The 18817-nt window shown below is 51.1% G+C and carries 14 protein-coding genes; 8 read left to right on the forward strand and 6 right to left on the reverse strand.

Annotated elements, in window-relative coordinates:
* Window positions 1-673 (forward strand): NAD(P)H-hydrate dehydratase (locus ACFQ03_RS16095; RefSeq protein WP_379289383.1); only part of this gene is annotated, 673 nt, incomplete at its 5' end.
* A gap of 74 nt (window positions 674-747) precedes the next feature.
* On the opposite strand, the gene ACFQ03_RS16100 is transcribed toward ACFQ03_RS16095, so the two are convergent.
* Complete coding sequence (locus ACFQ03_RS16100) at window positions 748-1038, reverse strand: hypothetical protein (protein ID WP_150960066.1); 291 nt, start codon at window positions 1036-1038, stop codon at window positions 748-750.
* Between the two features lie 744 nt (window positions 1039-1782).
* Between ACFQ03_RS16100 and ACFQ03_RS16105 the strand changes: the two genes are divergently transcribed.
* Window positions 1783-2454 carry an SOS response-associated peptidase gene (locus ACFQ03_RS16105; protein ID WP_150960067.1) on the forward strand — a complete coding sequence of 224 codons (672 nt, stop codon included), beginning with the start codon at window positions 1783-1785 and terminating at the stop codon, window positions 2452-2454.
* A 70-nt stretch (window positions 2455-2524) separates the two neighbouring features.
* On the opposite strand, the gene yyaC is transcribed toward ACFQ03_RS16105, so the two are convergent.
* Window positions 2525-3085, reverse strand: a complete 561-nt coding sequence (gene yyaC, locus ACFQ03_RS16110) for a spore protease YyaC (RefSeq protein WP_150960068.1) — start codon at window positions 3083-3085, stop codon at window positions 2525-2527.
* Between the two features lie 151 nt (window positions 3086-3236).
* Window positions 3237-4304 (reverse strand): acyltransferase, encoded by a 1068-nt coding sequence (locus ACFQ03_RS16115; RefSeq protein WP_150960069.1) that lies wholly within the window; start codon window positions 4302-4304, stop codon window positions 3237-3239.
* Window positions 4305-4571: 267 nt separating this feature from the next.
* Here ACFQ03_RS16115 and trhA point away from each other — a divergent pair, with 267 nt between their 5' ends.
* The 3 genes from trhA (at window position 4572) to ACFQ03_RS16130 (ending at window position 7348) form a co-directional block, all read left to right on the forward strand.
* Window positions 4572-5195, forward strand: a complete 624-nt coding sequence (gene trhA, locus ACFQ03_RS16120; RefSeq protein WP_144936954.1) for a PAQR family membrane homeostasis protein TrhA — start codon at window positions 4572-4574, stop codon at window positions 5193-5195.
* Window positions 5196-5341: 146 nt separating this feature from the next.
* Window positions 5342-6058, forward strand: coding sequence for a PIG-L deacetylase family protein (locus ACFQ03_RS16125; RefSeq protein ID WP_144936951.1), 717 nt, complete (start codon window positions 5342-5344; stop codon window positions 6056-6058).
* Between the two features lie 213 nt (window positions 6059-6271).
* On the forward strand, window positions 6272-7348 hold the full coding sequence (locus tag ACFQ03_RS16130) for an undecaprenyldiphospho-muramoylpentapeptide beta-N-acetylglucosaminyltransferase (protein ID WP_304505323.1): 1077 nt from the start codon (window positions 6272-6274) through the stop codon (window positions 7346-7348).
* A gap of 244 nt (window positions 7349-7592) precedes the next feature.
* Here the strand turns inward: ACFQ03_RS16130 and fni are convergent, their stop codons facing one another.
* Entirely contained in the window at window positions 7593-8639 is a 1047-nt protein-coding gene (fni, locus tag ACFQ03_RS16135) for a type 2 isopentenyl-diphosphate Delta-isomerase (protein WP_144936946.1), read from the reverse strand.
* Between the two features lie 919 nt (window positions 8640-9558).
* Here fni and ACFQ03_RS16140 point away from each other — a divergent pair.
* On the forward strand, window positions 9559-10407 hold the full coding sequence (locus ACFQ03_RS16140) for a GNAT family N-acetyltransferase (protein WP_144936943.1): 849 nt from the start codon (window positions 9559-9561) through the stop codon (window positions 10405-10407).
* A 406-nt stretch (window positions 10408-10813) separates the two neighbouring features.
* Window positions 10814-12655 (forward strand): IS1182 family transposase, encoded by a 1842-nt coding sequence (locus ACFQ03_RS16145; protein WP_379289388.1) that lies wholly within the window; start codon window positions 10814-10816, stop codon window positions 12653-12655.
* 543 nt (window positions 12656-13198) lie between these two features.
* Here the strand turns inward: ACFQ03_RS16145 and ACFQ03_RS16150 are convergent.
* Complete coding sequence (locus ACFQ03_RS16150) at window positions 13199-14227, reverse strand: DUF7309 domain-containing protein (RefSeq protein ID WP_144936940.1); 1029 nt, start codon at window positions 14225-14227, stop codon at window positions 13199-13201.
* Window positions 14228-14795: 568 nt separating this feature from the next.
* Here ACFQ03_RS16150 and ACFQ03_RS16155 point away from each other — a divergent pair.
* Window positions 14796-16073, forward strand: coding sequence for a hypothetical protein (locus tag ACFQ03_RS16155; RefSeq protein ID WP_144936938.1), 1278 nt, complete (start codon window positions 14796-14798; stop codon window positions 16071-16073).
* Between the two features lie 577 nt (window positions 16074-16650).
* On the opposite strand, the gene ACFQ03_RS16160 is transcribed toward ACFQ03_RS16155, so the two are convergent.
* On the reverse strand, window positions 16651-18423 hold the full coding sequence (locus ACFQ03_RS16160) for an acetate/propionate family kinase (RefSeq protein WP_144936932.1): 1773 nt from the start codon (window positions 18421-18423) through the stop codon (window positions 16651-16653).
* Window positions 18424-18817: the final 394 nt, after the last annotated feature.

Here is an 18817-nt window from a genome sequence, read left to right on the forward strand (position 1 = left end):
GGCCAGCCTCGTGCAGCACCTGCTCGGACGCCTCCCCGAGGCCATGCTCGCCGGCCTGCCTGACGCCGGCCACGGCGATTGGGCCGAGGTGTCCGCCGAGCAGGTGCTGTCGCTGGCCGAAGGGCGCGACGCACTGGCGATCGGCCCGGGCATGGGGCGCTACGGCGACGACGTGCAGTGGCTGCGCGCCATCTGGGAAGGCGCGCAATGCCCGCTGCTGCTCGACGCCGACGCGCTCAACATGCTCGCCGATGCGCCCGATTTCGCGTCCTGGCGCAAGCGCGAGGCCGCTACGGTGCTGACGCCCCACCCGGGCGAAATGGCCCGGCTGACGGGGCTCAGCACCGCAGAGGTGCAGCGCGACCGCATCGGCCTCGCGCGCCGCTACGCGGAGGAGCACGGCGTCACGCTCGTGCTCAAGGGCGCCCGCACCGTCGTCGCCACCCCGGATGGGGTCGTGTACGTGAACACGACCGGCAACCCGGGGATGGCCACCGGTGGCACGGGCGACGTGCTCGCCGGCGTCATTGCCGGCCTGCTCGCGCAGCGCCTCACGGCCGAGCAAGCGGCGGCGTTCGGCGTATGGCTGCATGGCGCGGCCGGGGATCGCGCCGCGGCGGAGCGGTCGGCTCCGGCATCGATTCTCGCCGGCGACCTGCTCCGCTGTTTGTGAGCCGGCCCACCTTCCGATGGGGCTCCCAGACAGGGAGGGCCCCATCGTACGGCTCGCCGCAGCATCCCTCCTCCTTATATCGTGGCGAAGGAGGAGGGGTTCGTTGACGGAAAGGCGGAATCTTTGCGTTTCTGATTCTCCACCCACTCCTTGTAAGGATCCGTCACCAAATGGGGATCACTTACGTCCCGCTGGTCATTCCATACGCATTCCACCCCTTTCCCTCCTGCATCCCCGTTATACATCTTGCAGCTGCTGCAGAACCGGGAACGGTGGTCTTCATCCAACACCACCACGCGATTGCGCAGACAGCAATAAATTTCTCCTTTATCCGTAGCCAAGTGAATATGATTAATTTCCGGCATGGAGTCATCCTCCTTCTTTTGCATGTTACAACTATTTAAGACGACAGTGAGTAATTCGCTGTCCAATTTTTCGCGGCAGGGCGGCCGTGTAATGATGGTTTGATTCCCACCCCGAAAGGGATGGCGAATTAAAATGCAGCAAAGCTCTCCAATCGCCTGGTTTTTTACAATTTTCGCAGGTCGCCCGGTTGAAGTGCTATTGGGGCTATTGGGGCTATTGGGGCCACTGGTTTAAGTGAATTTGGTTAAAGGAAAGGCGGAAAGGCGTCTTGCCTTATATTGGGCGAAAGATGGCACTCGTTTCCGTATATAGTTAGTTGGGAGTTAGCAGTTGGTGATTGGCATTTAATGGAATTTACTGCAATCTTATTAAAGGTGAACGGTCAGAGTGCGCCGTGACCTACAGTTTAATCTTTTCCCGTTAAAAATGAACGCGAATTTTGTAAAACACAAATTAAAATTATCCGACGTCTTTTTCGGTTATTTGATGGGAACAGCTTTTTTATCCGGGAGCGGTTGTGGTAAAAAAAGCTCCTGACGAAGCCCTGTAAAAACCCCACAAAGTGACGTGTGACCTTCGAAGCTTATTCCGGGTACTTTGCGGGGAGCACCTGAACCAAAGATGAATAACCCGGTATTAGAGGTTGCTTTTTATGCCAATTAGAAAGTTGTTCCATTTTAATGCTTTATTGAACTTTAACTTTCTAATGTGGTAAAAAAGTATATGAAGAGGAGGGATGGAACATGTGTGGCAGATACACCATTACCGTCTTGCTTGAGGAAATTTTCGGGCGATTTGGCATAGAGCCTCTGCCCTATGAATATTTGCCCAGATATAACGTGGCTCCGGGACAAGCCGTCCATGCCATCATTGAGCATCAGGGCCGGCGCAGAATCGGGACGCTTCGCTGGGGACTGATTCCTTCCTGGGCGAAGGATGAGAAAATCGGCTTCAAAACGATCAACGCCAAAGCGGAAACCTTGCAGGAGAAGCCCTCCTTCCGAGGAGCTTTCCAACGGAAACGGTGTCTGATCCCCGCCGACAGCTTCTATGAATGGAAGAAAACAGAAAATGGGGACAAGCAGCCTATGCGGATAATGCGCAAGGACAGGAAGATATTTGCCATGGCCGGATTATACGATACCTGGATCTCACCGGAAGGCAACAAGATCAGCACCTGTACGATCATCACCACCCCGCCCAACGAGCTGGTCCTTCCCATCCATAACCGGATGCCGGCGATTCTCGATCCTCAGAACGAAGCGCTTTGGCTGGACCGTAATGTGAGCGATCCCCGCATTCTATCGGAGCTGCTTGTACCTTATCCGGCCGAGCAAATGACCGTTTACCCGGTTAATCCCCGTGTCGGACAGGTGGCCAATGATGACCCGGACTGTATCGAGGTATGGAAATAACAACCGCCATCCGAAGAGCTGGTTTTCGCTTATTTCACCTCTCTCACCAGGCTTTGTACGGCCTAGCGTCTCATCGTTCCCGGAAGCGGAGAGGTCGGGTAATTCCGGGCGCGGCTTCCAATGGGAAGGCAGTCTGCACCGCCTGAACCAGCTCCCGTGCCATCGTCATGACCAAATAGAGCGAAGTCGTCTGGAGCACGCGATAAGGCTGGCCTTCGTTGCGATTGACGATTGCGGCAATGCTGAAATGCCCGACCTTCGGCAAGGTATGGCCCATGGACTTGCCGGGCTCTATCGGCTCCGCGGCCACTTGGAACAGCCCGACGGAGGAAGCCTCCCTCCCGAGGCATGCATCGAGGGCGAGCACGATTTTGCCCGCAGGAATTTCCTGCAGATGCTCCTCCATCGTATCGGCATCACAGGGCCAATCCAATGTCCCGGTCACATTCCGGTAACCGGCCTCGCGCAGCCAGCTTCCGACCAGCGGACCGAAGGCATCACCGGAGGAGCGGTCCGTACCGATACACAGAAAATAAAGGTCCTCTGTCTTCACCCCTTCCTCGCCGATAGCGCGAAGGAACTCCACCAGCCGCTCTCCGCGGATATTTTTACGTTCAAACGGATGCTTCATCCCGCCTTATTCCCTCCATTCCGTTGAAGCCATTAAGAGGCTGTCCCTAATTTTGTCTAAAATCGTTTAAAAAGCTCGGTTAACCGCTTCGCGCGCGGGCCGAAAAACCGAAAGCCTGCAAATTTGCAGGCCTCGAGCTTAGGTGTCCGCCTTATTTTCCGAACCATATCCATGAGATTTTCCATTTCTTAAGGAGCACGACCAGCAGCCATGGAACGGTGAACGTCATGACCGCCGCGCCGAGCGTGGACCATTGATAGGCGGCCGAGTCTCCCGGAAAGACGAATTGATATCTCCAGAAGGACAGCAAGGCCGGATGCACGAAATAAATGCCGAAGGAAGCCGCTCCCATGGACATTAACAGCGTGGATAACCCGGGCAGGTCCTCCAGCAGCCGGACGCCGATCCACAGCAGGCTGACCGCCATAGTCATCGCATACACATTGAAGAAAAATTCCATCGCCGGCGGCCCGAAATCGATATCATGCTGTCTCAGAACGAAGAGCAGGGCGAACGTATACCCGGACAGAATGCCGCTTCCCAGCACCCACCAAATATGCTTGGAAGCATTGCGGAACCGCTCATAATTCATGCCGATAGCCCCGCCCGCCGCGAACAAACCGATGTAAGTGCCGAATAAAGTCGCCGGATGCTCGAACGAGTGGACCCAGTAATGATAAATATAGAACGCCGTTTGAAACAAGAAGGCGATAACGACCCAATATTTCCTGAACCATCTCCAATATTTTACAGCCGTCATCAGCAATGGAAACAGCAGATAAAATTGCAGAATCAAAATGATGAAATAAAGATGATATCCAGTTTCCGCCCACCTCAGCTTATCCGCGAACTGCAGCCAATCGATCGTCACTCCAGACCAGTCTTTAGTAGGCAGCCATTGATTATAGACGTAATAAAAAAACGACCACAGCAAATACGGCACAACGATATATTGGATTCTTTTGCGGTAAAAAGCCAGCGCCTCCCGGACGTTCCACGAGTCGTAATAACGGTAGAACAGAACGATGGCACTTAGAATGACAAACACCGGCACCGCAAAATTGCTCAGCTTGTTAATAACCAAATAGATAACCTGGGACCGGCTCCCCAGCGGGATATCCACTGTTGCCTCCGAGGTGCTGTGGATCATGAGAACAGCCATGATGGCGAAAGCCCTCACGATTTCCAATTCTTTAATTCTCGGTTTATTTGATGCCACCCGGAAGTTGCTCCTCTCTCATTTTCTTAACCCATCACGCCCTGAGGGGCTTGTGGCCTCCCTTCTCTATCAACATGCCGATGACGTGGACAGCCAATAAAGTGACGGACATTGCCATGGATGAACCTTATATGAAATTTCCTTAAGCAGCCCGCTTTAGACAGGATCGATCTTATTAAAAGCCTTGTCCGCCGAGTGACCATTTTCCGCTCCCGCCCATATTGTAATTCTATAGAATAACGCAACGGGCTAAGGAGGCTTGTTCTTATGGACACTACTTGGAGAGAAGAAGCTGCGAACACGATTACTCACGGGATCGGCGCGGTTCTGAGCATCGCCGCTCTTCTGCTGCTCATCAGTCATCCGCAGAACGGTCAGCAAATCGAGCGCCTAATCAGCTTCGGCATCTATGGCTTCTCCCTGGTCCTGCTCTATCTATCTTCCACACTGATGCACGGGATTCAGAGAGAAGATTGGAAGAAGCGGCTTCTGACTCTGGACCATACCGCTATTTTTTTGCTCATTGCAGGAACCAATACTCCCTATATGCTGGTCACTTTAAAGGGATGGATGGGCTGGGCCATGTTCATTTTCATCTGGAGTCTCGCCCTGTTCGGAATTAGCCTGAAGCTGTTCCATCCCGCGAGATTTGCCAAAATCTCCACCCAATTCTACTTATGCATGGGCTGGATGATTGTGATCGTCATAGGGCCATTGTCCGAAAGGCTGCCGGCTGCCGGAATGTCCTGGCTTGTCGCCGGCGGAATCTTCTATACATTGGGGTCGGTCTTCTATATCCTTAAAACGGTCCCTTACCAGCATGCCATTTGGCATCTTTTCGTTCTGGCGGGCAGCCTGTCCCATTTTATTTCGATTTACTACTATGTATAGCATGTTTTGCTTCCTGCGGCAAACCGGTAAGGGGCACGCTTTGCAAAATGGTTATGGTGCCGGCTGCGCGGATAGAGGTATAATGGATGAAAGTGCGGGAATCCCGCCCTCAGTCTGGCAAAACAGCCCATTAGGAGGATTAAGCGATGACAGGAACGACCATTGCCGGAGTGCTTGCCCATCCTGACGACGAAGCATTCGGCGCATCCTCGGCCATTCTCGAAATAGGCCGCCGCAAGGACCGCTTCGTGCTGCAAACCTTCACTCCGGGGGACGCCGGCAAAGCCGGTAGATTTGCTCCATTGACCAAAGCGGAGCTGGCCGCAAGACGCAAGCAGGAGCTGAGGAATGCCGCCGATATTCTCGGAATTGCCACCGTCTGCCAACTGGATTATGGTGACGGTACGTTGAAGGATGTCCCTCTTTCACAGCTTGTGGAGGATGTCGCCGACTTTCTGAACAGGGAACAGGCCGAGATCGTGGTGACCTTCCCCGAGGACGGAATTTACGGGCATCCGGATCATGTGGCCGTCCATTTTGCAGTCAAGGAAGCCGTCCTGAGCGGGCGCTGCCCCAAGGTTCAGAAGCTCTACTATTATGCCAGCGAAGCTCTGCTTCAAGCAGGGCACAAGCCCACCCTTATGCTGGACACTTCCACGGATTGGCCGATCAAAGCTAAAGCGCTGCAAGCCCACGAGACCCAGATGGCATCGATCAACCGCGTATTTGGCGATCTGGCTTCATTCTCTTCCGTTCCTAAGGAAATGCGTTATGAAGCTTTCGTGCTCGCTTGGGAAAGAGGAGCGGAATGGCCGGTCAAGCGAGAGTCTTATTTCACGGAAGGCTTGCTGGAGAAGGCGTAGCACAATGACCGAAATCGGCCGGCCTGTGGCTCCGGATGTTTCCGGGGCGATTTCGCAGCGCGTCATTGGGCGGTTCTCGCGCCAAGATGACGTTTCTAATGTAACTTTTGAGAACAGGTGACTGCTCTTGCAGAACGGTGAATCCTAGCCTGCCGTTATTTATATACAAACCGAAGAGCCTGTGGATGACAGATACCAACGGAGGCGATCATGCTGAACAATAAAATTGTGTTTACCGGCGGGGGATCGGCGGGTCATGTTACCCCCAACCTGGCCATTATTCAAAGCTTGCGGGAAAAAGGATGGGCCGTAGAGTACATAGGCTCCAAAGCGGGAATAGAGAAGCAAATTATAGAAAACCTGGGGGATATCCCTTACCACGCCATTCCTTCCGGAAAGCTGAGAAGATATTTGGATTTGAAAAATTTGAAAGACCCGTTTCATGTCATGCAGGGAGTCCTGAAGGCTTACCGGATTTTGAGAAAAATAAAGCCGCAAATCGTTTTCTCCAAGGGAGGCTTTGTCTCCGTTCCCGTTGTGCTCGGGAGCTGGCTGAACCGGATTCCGGTCATCATTCACGAATCCGACATGACCCCGGGGCTCGCCAATAAGCTGTCCACCCCTTTCGCCGCCAAAGTGTGCGTCACTTTCCCAGAGAGCCTGCGACACTTCAACGGGGATAAGGCCATTCATACCGGGCCTCCGATCCGGAGAGAGCTGTTCCAGGGGAAGGCCGACGAAGGCAGAAGGCTCTGCGGATTCACGGCCGGCAAGCCGGTGCTCATGGTGATGGGAGGAAGCCTCGGTTCCCAAATCATCAATGAAACGGTCCGGGCCACACTCGACCGGCTGCTCGAACGCTATCAGATCGTTCATATTTGCGGCAAGGGAATGGTCGATGCGGGACGAAGCGTTAAAGGCTACAAGCAGTTTGAATACATTCAGGCCGAGCTGCCTCATATTATGGCTATGGCAGACCTGGTCGTCTCCCGTTCCGGCTCCAATTCGATCTTCGAATTTCTGGCGCTGAAGAAACCGATGCTGCTCATTCCGCTGTCGAAGCAAGCCAGCCGGGGGGACCAAATCATCAATGCCCAATCCTTCGCCAAAAGCGGCTTCAGCCAAGTGCTGCTTGAAGAGGATTTAACCCCGGATACGCTGCTCCAGGCGGTTAACGGGCTGTACGACGGAAGGAACCGCTACATTGCCGCTATGAAAGAAAGCTCCGTGCAAAACAGCGTGGAACGCATCGTCGAATTAATTGAAAAGCACGCCAAAAAACGAAAGTGATCTGGAGCCATCGGGAGCATCGGAGCCATCGACAGCATCGATCCTTCCGCTTCGACGGCCTACCGACGTTAGCGAAGGGCAGGCGTACGCAGCCTATCAAACCCGTCATTGAAGGACAGGCGGCTGCCCGTGCATAATAGACAAAAAGCCGGTATTCCCTCAAGGAATGCCGGCTTTTTTGGCGGTAGGGATCCGTTGCCTGATCCCGCAGTTGCGCAGGCCTTTCAAACGGACCCCGCATCCGTCAAGCATACACGCTTTCCAACGGGCTGCTCTCCTTCAATTCCCGGACCGTGGCGGCTCCCGTTCCGAACAGGACAGCCTTCAGCTCGAATTCGATCCGTTCGAACAGCCGGTTCAGCGATTCGGCGGACTGAACGGCCGAAGCCAGCACCGATCGGCCGAAGGCCGCTATATCTGCTCCAAGGGCCAATGCCTTGGCGGCATCCACCCCGTTCGCCAGGCCGCCGCTCCCAATCAAGACGGCCTCCGGCAGCCGGGACCGCACCTCCCGGATGCATGCTGCCGTAGGCAGCCCCCACCCGGCGAAGGCGGCCGCGGCTTCCGACCGGATCGGGTCCCTGGAGCGGTATCGTTCCACCTGGCTCCAGGAGGTTCCTCCCGCACCCGCCACATCGATGAACGAGACTCCCGCTTCGGACAGAGCCTGGGCGAGATCGCCGCGAATGCCCCAGCCGACCTCTTTCACACCGACCGGCACTTTCAGTTCACGGCAGACCTGTTCTATCTTCTTCAGCAGCCCTTTAAAATTTGTATTTCCTTCAGGCTGAAACAGCTCCTGCATGCTATTGAGATGAAGCACCAAGCCATCGGCCCCGGACAGCTCCACCGCACGGCGGCAATGGTCAACGCCATAGCCGTAATTGAGCTGAACCGCTCCCAGATTGGCCAGGACGGGAATCGACGGCGCTACATCGCGCACCCGAAAAGTGGCGGCAAGCTCCGGGTGTTCGATCGCTGCGCGTACCGAACCGAGCCCCATCGCCCAGCCTCTGCTTTCCGCGGCTTCCGCTATCCGCCGGTTGATATCCGCCGCTTCCTTCGTTCCGCCGGTCATCGAGCTGATCATTAGCGGCGCCTCCAGTTGTTTTCCGAGGAAGGAGGAATTCAGCCGAATCTCCGCAAAATCGATTTCCGGAAGCGCACTGTGACGAAACCGATAAGCTTCCAGTCCCGTGCTGATCCCTTGGCCCGCCACATCCCGGTTCAAACAAATGTCGATATGCTCCGCTTTTCTCTGCTCTGTCTGTCTGCCCCCATGTCTACTCATTCCTATCCCTCCGGCAAAATTCACGCCAAGCCGGCCCTAAATGCCGGCCAATCTGCGTTGTCCATGGTTCTAGTTTACCCTATTTGCAGTAAGAAAGCTTCATCTCTTTGAAGCTTCCTCCGCAATCGCGCCGCTTTGTCTCTATTTATGCAGGCTTTTCGCAGCATATTTGCCCGTGGTTCATAGGCTGTTCGTAGGTGAATAGCAGGTCCTTTCGGGTGATTCGTAAGAACACATCAGAGGGCCGATTAAGCGAACAAATGAACGGTAGGAGAATGGTGCTAGTGAAAGTCTAACCGTTGTACAGCAGCGCAATGGAACTAGACGGTCAGGAGAGACCTTATTTTGTCAAAGTGAGTTGTTTTGTTAGGCTAACGGACACCGATGCGCTTATTTCATAGAATTCTCTTCTTTTCCCCTGCTTTTTATGAGAATAAGGTTATCTGAGTCCGGTAAAGCTGCCGGAGGGCCCTTCTGGACCGATTAAGGTCTCTGAAGTCCCTTAGACCAAAAACTGTGCAGAGGCGGGTAACAAAGTCGCCTCTTTTGTTGAAATTCTTTATTGACTTTTGGCATGCAGAAGCTATGATAGTTAAAAAAAGTCTGGAAAAAAATGACCGGGCACATTCGCCAAATGACCCGGAGCCTTGCAATTATCGTGATTTTTTAATGGATGGATGTATGATTCGAAAGGGGCTCTCCCCATTACTTTGCGCTTCCGGTCCTGAACCGGCTGGACGAGGAGGAGCCAAGATTCCCTTTTGACCACCTATTCTTTTTATAAAATCAGTCAACCATGGAGTGAAAAAAATCGTTTAACCTTAGCGAATCAGAGATTGCTTTAATAATGAGATATAGTCTATCTGCAGCTTAGTTCGCCTCGCCTCTAATAATAAGAAGAAAGCGGGATGTGATAGCGATGAAATGGCACATCTATAACGATCCAAGGCAATTTTTGGAGCAGGTGGGGGCTTTCCTGGAGCGGCACGAAGCCGAGAACAGCCTCGCCCTTGGAATTCTGCACTCCCTTGCTGAGGGAAAGAGGAGAATGGAAGGCGAACCGGTCATGGCCGCGGTGAAAGAGGGGGATGAACCTATCCTTATAGTGCTTATGACCCCGCCTAAAGGGCTGATTCTAGCAGGCAAGCCTCCCAAGCTTGGGAAGGAAGCGCTCCTGTTCGCGGCGAACAGCGTGATGGCCATGAACATAAGCGTGCCGGGAGTGATAGGCGATCCGGTTCTTGCTGCCGAATTCATTCGGGCTTGGGAACGGAACACCCAGTGCTCATCCGAGGTGGTCATGAATCAGCGCATTTACCGCCTCGACCGGGTCCTCGACATGGACTACAGCCCGGGTCAGTTAAGAGTCGCGACGGCGGAAGATATTCATCTAACCGCGGAATGGCTGTATCAGTTTGCCAAGGAAGTGGGAGAGCTTATTTCCCATGAACAGGCTTTGGCCAAAGCACGGAACGGTGTGGAGGAACGCTCCCTCTATCTGTGGGAGGACAAGAAAGCCGTCTCCATGGCCATGATGGCGAGACCGACAGCCAGTGGCGTCACCATCAATATGGTCTATACTCCTGCAGAGTTCAGGGGCAAAGGCTACGCCACATCTTGTGTCGCTTCCCTCAGCCAGCTTCTGCTTGATCGAGGCTACCGCTTCTGCACCTTGTATACCGATCTGGCAAACAACACCTCCAACAAAATCTACCAAACTATCGGCTACAAGCCGATACAGGATTCCATCCTATACCGTTTTATCTAGCTATAGATAAGGAGCGAGGCCCCTGGGAATATACCCGGTTTTGGCCTAACAACACTCTGCTAAATGTTCGTTTTCCTGGAACCGTTGATTCCATGCATCAAAAGACAAGCGAAAGTGCAGGTCTTTTATCGGGAATCGGATAAATCCCGGAAAAGACGAGCGAAAGTGCAGGTCTTTTGCCGCAAAAACCTGAAAATCAGGCCAAATGGCCAAATTCACCTGCACATTTGCGCGTCTTTGGCTGATTTAAGCTAAAAGCGTTGAAAAGGGGCTGTCCAGAAAGTCAGTGAAAACTGACTTTTGGACGCCCCGTTTTTGTTGAAAGTAAAAAATGTACACAAAAAAACCGTCTTTTCCTGTAAAATGAAAGTTACCACACAATCATTCCAAAAAAGGACGGTTTTTTATGAGTAATCTAACGACTACTAACAATTATTATACCATGCAATTGACGCTTCCTCTAGAGGATATGGAAGAAAAGGCAGTCTCCAAACGAAATCTTGCGCCTACCTTCAAACCCTACGACAACAAACAGATGCACATGATTTTAGATCTCGAGGCGCTGATCCCTGTGCATCATGTCGCTCGTGTCATTGATGACATGATTGAAGCGATCCCTGACGAGCAGTTGTTTGCTCATTATAGAGGCGGTGGTCGCAGCTCCTACCATCCGAAAATGATGCTGAAGGTGATCCTTTACGGGTACTCACAAAAAGTCTACTCCTGCCGCAGCATCGAAAAGCTGTTGCAAGAAAACATTCCGGCGATGTGGCTGGCTGCGATGCAGCAACCCGACTTCCGTACCTTGAATGATTTTCGCGGTGTGCGGATGAAGGCGTTTATGGACGAACTGTTCGAGACGATGATTCGAAAACTCATCGCGGACAACTATATTACGATGGAGCAATACTTTTTGGATGGCACGAAGATTGAAGCTAATGCCAACAAGTATTCCTTTGTGTGGAAAAAATCGACGCTACGCTTTGAAGAAAAGTTGAAGGAAAAGATTCGGGAGACCCTTCGTCATATTCAGGCGATCACCCATCAGGAAGCCGATGAGCATGGAGAAGGAGAGCCGGAAGAACTGCCTGTCAAACTAGAAGAGGCAGCGGCCATACTTGAAGAAAAGGTCGAAGGATTAACGGAACAAATCGCCGAGGAAAAAAGCGTGGATCAACGAAAAGAAATGCGTAAAAAGCGCAGTGCCTTAAAAAAGCCACTGAAGCTCATTCGTAAAGATTTTCTTCCTCAATTAGTCAAATATGAGGCACAGAAAGCTTGTTTCGGTGATCGTAACAGCTATTCGAAAACCGACCCGGATGCGACGTTTATGCGGATGAAGGAAGACCATATGAAGAATGGTCAGCTTAAGCCTGGCTACAATGTACAAATGGCCACCGAGAACCAATTTATCTTATTTTACAGCCTTCATCAGCGGCCCACGGATACACGCTGTTTCATTCCACATATGGAGAAACTCGCGGCGTCTTCTTTGCCGATGCCTAAAACGGTCATTGCCGACGCAGGATATGGGAGTGAAGAGAACTACCTATATGCGATAGGTGAAGAAAAAGAGCCGCGTTTTGATGTTCTCATGCCTTATGGAAGCTACATGAAAGAGAAAACCAAGCGCTACAAAAAGGACATCAAGCATGCAGCCAATTGGACGTATGAAGAGCTCGAAGATCGCTTAATTTGCCCCAATGGCCGATATGTTCGGTTCAAAAAGTATCTGACGAAGAAGAGCCGCTCAGGTCTGGAACAGAGCTTTAAGATCTATGAATGTGAAGACTGTAGCGACTGCCCCTTGAAGCCAGCATGCACGAAAGCAAAAGGCAACCGCCAGGTTCACTGGAACCCGGTATGGGAAGAGTTGAAAGCGAAGGCCAAAAAAGCCCTTGAGGATGACAAAAAATCCGCAATCTATGCTCAACGTAAAGTGGAGGTAGAGAGCGTATTCGGTCACATCAAGGGCAATCGCTCGTTCCGCCGGTTTTCCTTGCGGGGACTGGAAAAGGTTCACGTGGAGTTCGGGATTGTGGCTTTAGCCCACAATCTACTGAAAGTAGCAGGCATTCGCCTCGCTACTTTCCTGCAAAAGCAGACCTACAAAAAAGTTGGACGGAAAACATTACGTTTTTTCCGCCCAACTTTTTTGTTTAAGGGACTTATTGGACAGCCCCTTTGTCACTTTATTCACGATGTTGCCGAACATCACCTTCCCGGTTCCAAACCCACGTCTTCATAGGCTTACATTAACCTGAGCGCTCCCAGCAGCCCATTCCATCAAACTGAGCGAAGGGGATATTGCCCAAATGCGGGGGAGATTCGTCTGCCTTCCTCGCTTCAGGCCTTCATCTCCTACTATCTCCCTGAGTGCACCTAGCAGCCCATTCCATCAAACTGAGCGAAGGGGATATTACCCAAATGCGGGGGAGACTCGTCTGCCTTCCCCGCTTCAGACCCTCATCTCCTACTATCTCCCTGAGTGCACCTTGTAGCCCATTCCATCAAACTGAGCGAAGGGGATATTACCCAAATACCATGGAGACTCGTCTGCCTTCCTCGCTTCAGACCTTCATCTCCTACTATCTCCCCGAGTGCTCCCAACGGCTCGCTCCACCAAACTGAGCGAAGGGGATATTACCCAAATAAGCGGTGTCCGGTATCTTCATCGTAATCGCGTCATACGAGCTTCCGTGATCGGCAGGGACGGCTGAAGGCCGGTCCGGGAAACAGATGCGCGGTTCATCGCTTCGAAGTTCGCAGGAACGGGGAACTTTCCCAAAATCTAAAAAGGGGCCAGTTCATCATAAAGATGCATCTTGATCTCCTCCAGCCTGTAAAGCCGCGGAGCCCGCTCCAGCTGGATATTAAGACCGAGAGCGACCGATTCGAAGGATTCCAGCACTTCCTCTCTCTGTACCAAAAGCTTGAAAGGCCTTCCTCCCAGACGCTGCATCAATGCTATCCACTGTTCGACGAATTCCAACGGCTCCCCGCCGGTCTCAGACCAATGAGTGTGCAATACCTCGCCGGAATAATGATCAACGATTAAACACATCTTCGGAAAATACAGCTTGTCCCTGCCCTTCAAAGGCACCGGAGCATAGAAAACATCCATTTCCCATATCCCCATCCATTTCGGCAGGGTTCCCTGGATTCGGCGCAGACTCAATTCATCCAGCCAAACTGCAGGAACCCGAGAGCGAACCATCGGTTCCGGTACCGCCCACCGGTCCGTCCAGATCAAACCGCCGTTCCGCCTAAACGGAACCCGTACCAGGTAATATGGATGGTCCTCCCGCCGCAGCAGGCCCGGATTGGATTTAAACCGCAAAGCCGTTTCGATTACTTGCTTTATAGCTATAGTCATAAACCGGACCTGCGCCCCGCTCAATAGCCATGGAACATAACCCGGCTCAAAATAACGGAAATAGGGCCAACCATTCTTGCTGCACTTCAGGCCTATTTTTTTATAAAGCTCCACATCGTGCTTTTCCAGCATTTCCCGATTTTCGAAAGAAACCATTATACAATGCTGGGCATGCAGCAATTCATCGGGGAGAAGATCCTCACTGCGTATCCTCCGGAGCCCTTCGAGGCCCTCGCTGCCCAGATGGATCGACAGAGCCGCCATATCGGCAATATCGTCCGAAGAGCCCATTATGCAGCAATACCCGATCTTCCCGTCTTCCGGATTCTGCACGCCGAACACCATTTCGTCGGTTATCCAATTCCAGCAGCGAAGTTGTTTGAAATGCAAAGCCGCGGCAATGCATTCCTTCCATTCTTGAAGAGTCGGTTCGACAGAATTCATGTCCGTGTCCCCTTTTATATGCATCAGGTGGTTCATGCATTTTCTACATTTGTATGCATTCGGCTGCCGAATAAACACGAGGCATTCAACTAAAATCGAAGGCTATCTACTGGAAATCGGCGTTTGCCCACCACGCGAAGATGAAAGCTGCCTAGTCCATGCGGCTGCTCTTCCGAACCTAGAAAAACATCTACTCCCCAGGCAGCAATTAATCCGAAACTAATATTTTTTTAGGTATTTGGACCTATATTCAAATAATTTCTGCCATATATATTGGAAATGTTTTACAGTATTAACCGTTTGCATTTATCTTTTTCACTCCCCTTTTTTCATGAATATTCCTTGCTTTTCAAAATTGCCGACTTTGACGAAGTTCCAAAAAAGTGTATAACGACGCGGAAAACCAACTTAAACTTATGACTTTAAAGGAATAAAACTACTGTTCTTTTATAGGGAACTTACCATTTTTCAGGGATATTTCGATTCTAAGGGACCATTTCTCCATATGTCGATTTATGGTATATTCGAATTTGGCTGCACGATTGCTAAAGGAGTGAGGAGAGAAGAAATGTCTATTAAAAGAAAAAAATTGGGGTTAATTGTTGCACTAATGCTTTCCATCGCGCTTATCGTAGCCGGCTGTGGGAAAAAACCATCGCCTAAAAGCGCTATTGAAACAGGCTTGACCAACACTATGAATATGAAGTCCGGTGCCTTCGAGATGGGAATGACTATGTCGATGGATTTTCCGGAAGAAGTGCTGAATGCTAACCCTGAGATGGCGATGGTCAGCGAAATGCTGAAAAACGCTGATATTAAAGCGAGCGGAGTGTTCAAGCAGGATCCTCAGCAGATCGAGATGACGCTGGAAATGAACCTGAAAGGCGACATGGAGATGAAATTCAGCATCCCGTTCGTCCTTACCCAGGATAAAATGTGGGTGAAAATCCCCAACATTCCGATGATGCCTCTTCCGCAGGAGCTTGTCGGTAAATTTGTCGAAATGGATATGAAAGAACTGAGCGAGCAAGCCGGAGAAGAATTCAATCCGGAGCTCTTGAACTTCAAGAAACAGCAGGAATTCAGTCAGGATGCGCTGAAGGCTCTTCTCGGCAGCTTCGATGAGCAGAATCATTTCCAACTGTTGAAAAAGGACGAAGCTCAGCTGCCTGAAGGCATTGAAGCTAAAAACGTCGTGAAATTCACGATTACTGATGAGAATCTGGAAGAAGCCGTCAAAACCATCGTTGAAAAAGCGGCACCGCAAATCATTGATTTGATCGCCAGCGAAAAATATGCCGGCATGTTCCAAATTAGCAAGGAAGAGCTGGATACCGCCAAGAAGGATCTCGAGTCTACCGATGCCGGCAAGCTGAAGGAAGCTATCGATGAAATGCGCAAGTCGTTAAAAATTAACGAGTTCAGCATTTTGACTGCCGTTAACAAACAAGACTTCGTAAACTACCAAGCCATTAACCTGGATGTCGATGTCAAGGACGAAGACATGAATTTCAAGCTCGGGTTAAAAGGTGACGTGAAATATACCAACATCAATGAAGAAGTAGAATTCAAGATCGGAGTTCCTACCGATGCAGTCAAGCTGGAAGAGTTCATCGAGAAAATGGATTCTCTCTATGGCGGCGCCGATGTCTATTACGACGAGGATGAGCTTACGGGAGAGCTGGGTATGGAAGGCTTGGAAGGTATTGACTGGGAAGCTTTGCAAGGCTTTGACTTCGAGAATATGACCGATGAAGAGTGGGAAGAGTTCCTGAGCGCTTTGGAAAGCCAGGGAATCGATCCCGATCAATTCGTGGAAATGATGGAAGCAGCCGCGGCACAATAATAATGAAGCCCGGATGCAATACAAGGATGAACTGTCCTTCAGTAAACAACTACTGGAGGGCAGTTTTTTTGCTTTTCTTAACTTGTCCCGGCGTGCGTTGTACGCTGCATGGCGGGTGGGCAGCCCCCAATTTGGCCATGGAATGATAGATTAAAACTTACTAGGGGCAACGCCGAAACCAGCCCGGTTGGCCGAAAAAAGTCATCTGGCTGGATTTTATGCAGGTAAATTGAAGCGACAGACAGAAAGTGATTAAAGTAAATGGAAAAACTACAGTTAGAATCGGTACTTTCTGCTGATAACGCCCTTTAATCGTAAAATAGCTGGAGGAAATCCAGTTAGTTTTCGCTTTTCACCTTAAACAGGCAAACTAGATGGAGGAAATCCAGTTAGACGAAGCATTCTGTTTGCACGGCACCAGCAGAAAATGAAAATAGACGGATTTTCAAGATAGTTGTCGCCCACGTCATCATGGGCTGACAGCTAATTTTCAAAAAGGAAGGCTGCCCTCCGTCATAAGTGACCTGGGCAGCCTCTTTGTATCGCATTGTATCTAATTTATAAATAACATGAATGATTACGCGGTGCCGATAGTTGGAGTCTGTTTGGCAGCCGTATTTGCATCCGGATTTTTGACGTATAACTGATAGGCGTCGGTAGCCATCACCAATTCTTCGTTCGTCGGGACGACCATGACTTTGACAGGCGAATACGGACTGCTGATGAAGCCCTCGCTCTTGATCGTGCGGTTGGCCTCGCGATCGAGGATGATTCCGAACGATTCCAGTCCGTTGCATACCTTCTGCCGGACTTCCGGGCTGTTCTGGCCGATTCCGGCGGTAAAGATGATGCCGTCGACTCCGTTCAATATAGCGAGGTAAAGTCCAATATAACTGTGCAAGCGGGTAGTGAACAGCTGCAGGGCCAGTTCACATCGTTTGATTCCTGCCTTGGCTCCGGCCATGACCTCCCGAAGATCCCCGGATACGCCGGACACGCCCAGCAATCCGCTTTGAGTATTCAGAATATCGATGGCTCCCGAAGAATCGGTCCCCTCTATTTCCTGAATGTATGGGATGATCGCAGGATCGATATTGCCGCTTCTCGTCCCCATCGTCAATCCGGCCAGCGGGGTCATTCCCATCGATGTGTCGATGGATTCGCCGTTGCGGATGGCCGTAATGCTGACCCCGCTTCCAATATGGCAGCTGATCAGGCGCAGCTTCTCCTTCGGTGTCTCCATCAGCTGCTCCGCACGATGCATGACATAGCGGTGCGAGCTGCCGTGAAATCCATATTTCCGAATGCCGTACTGCTCGTAATATTTGTACGGGATGGAGTAAAGGTACGAGGACGGCGGCATCGTCTGGTGGAAGGCGGTATCGAACACGGCCACATGAACGGATTTGGGCAGATAACGCTGTGCCAGCTCAATGCCTTTCAGGTTGATCGGATTATGCAGCGGTGCGAACCGACCGTATTGCCTGATCTTCTCCTTGACGTCCTCGTCAATGATAACAGAACTCTTGAAGGCCTCTCCTCCATGAACCACTCTGTGGGAGACGATGGAAATATCCAGATGGGAAAACTTCTGGATCACGTCGCGAATAACATTCTCCTGTTCCTCCCGTTTAACTCCCTGCAAGTAGTCGGAATCCAGCAGCTTGTTCGTAGGCATTTCGTAGAGCTTATATTTAACGGAAGAGCTTCCGCAGTTCAATACAAGCACGAGCTGCTTCTCCTTACGGCGGATCTCGTCATAAGTAACGGCTTCCTTCCGGTAAGGAACGATGACCTCCAGCTCCATGCCATTGCGCAGACCGGCGGCGTTGGCTTCATCGGTATCGATATGGAATTCCAGACGATAGTCCGGATGCACGCGGCACAGAACATTTTCCAAAATCAAGGAACGGGTGCCTCCCACCGATACCCAGACAAATTGCTTATCCTTAACCCCGAAATGCTCCGCATCTTCCGGCGAGAAGTGAATATGACGGAAGGCCAGGATGACTCCTTGATCCAGTACAACTTCCCCATGCGGCCCCTGAACTATAATGCCGGCGCTTCCTGCCAGATCCCCCGAATCGCGAATCGGCGGCTCCACACCGAGCAGATAACTGTCCGTGCGGGAAATTTCAACTTGTGTCTCTTTGCGCAGCGGTCCCAATACCCGCACGTTGTTAATCTTCCCCTTAGGGCCGATTAGAGTTACCGTCTCCTCCGCAGCGTATTGTCCGACCTGCTTAAGATCTCGCAATTTATTGAGCTGGTAACCCGCTCCGAACAACTCTTCCAGATGTTGTTGGCTTAAGTGAATATGACGGTTGGAGATTCCTACAGGCACTTTCATTCCCGCTCACATCCATTTCTTAATAGTAATAATAAACTAGCACTAAGGATGCTTATAAGGTTGCAGCTTATACCTTTATTAAAGCTGTTTTTCCATCCTGTGTACAGGGGCCGGACCACTTTGTGAAAAAAAGTTCAAACTTTTCTTCAAGCTTTGGTCACAATTGACATTTCAGCGACAACCTCGACTATACCCGATCCACTAAAGACAACACCTGTATTATCATAAGCTGCTATCTTCTTAATGGAAATTTCTTTAATCATTACTTCTTCACCCCGAAAACGTTAATTTAAAAAAGGCGTAACTAAAAGGCTCTTCGCTATACTACATGGGAAAAACTACGTTTGAGAGGCATAATAGAGCGATTTGACATGGAGCCTCTGCGGGCATGAGT

It is taken from the genome of Paenibacillus residui, assembly GCF_042677205.1.
Lineage (GTDB): Bacteria > Bacillota > Bacilli > Paenibacillales > NBRC-103111 > Paenibacillus_L > Paenibacillus_L residui.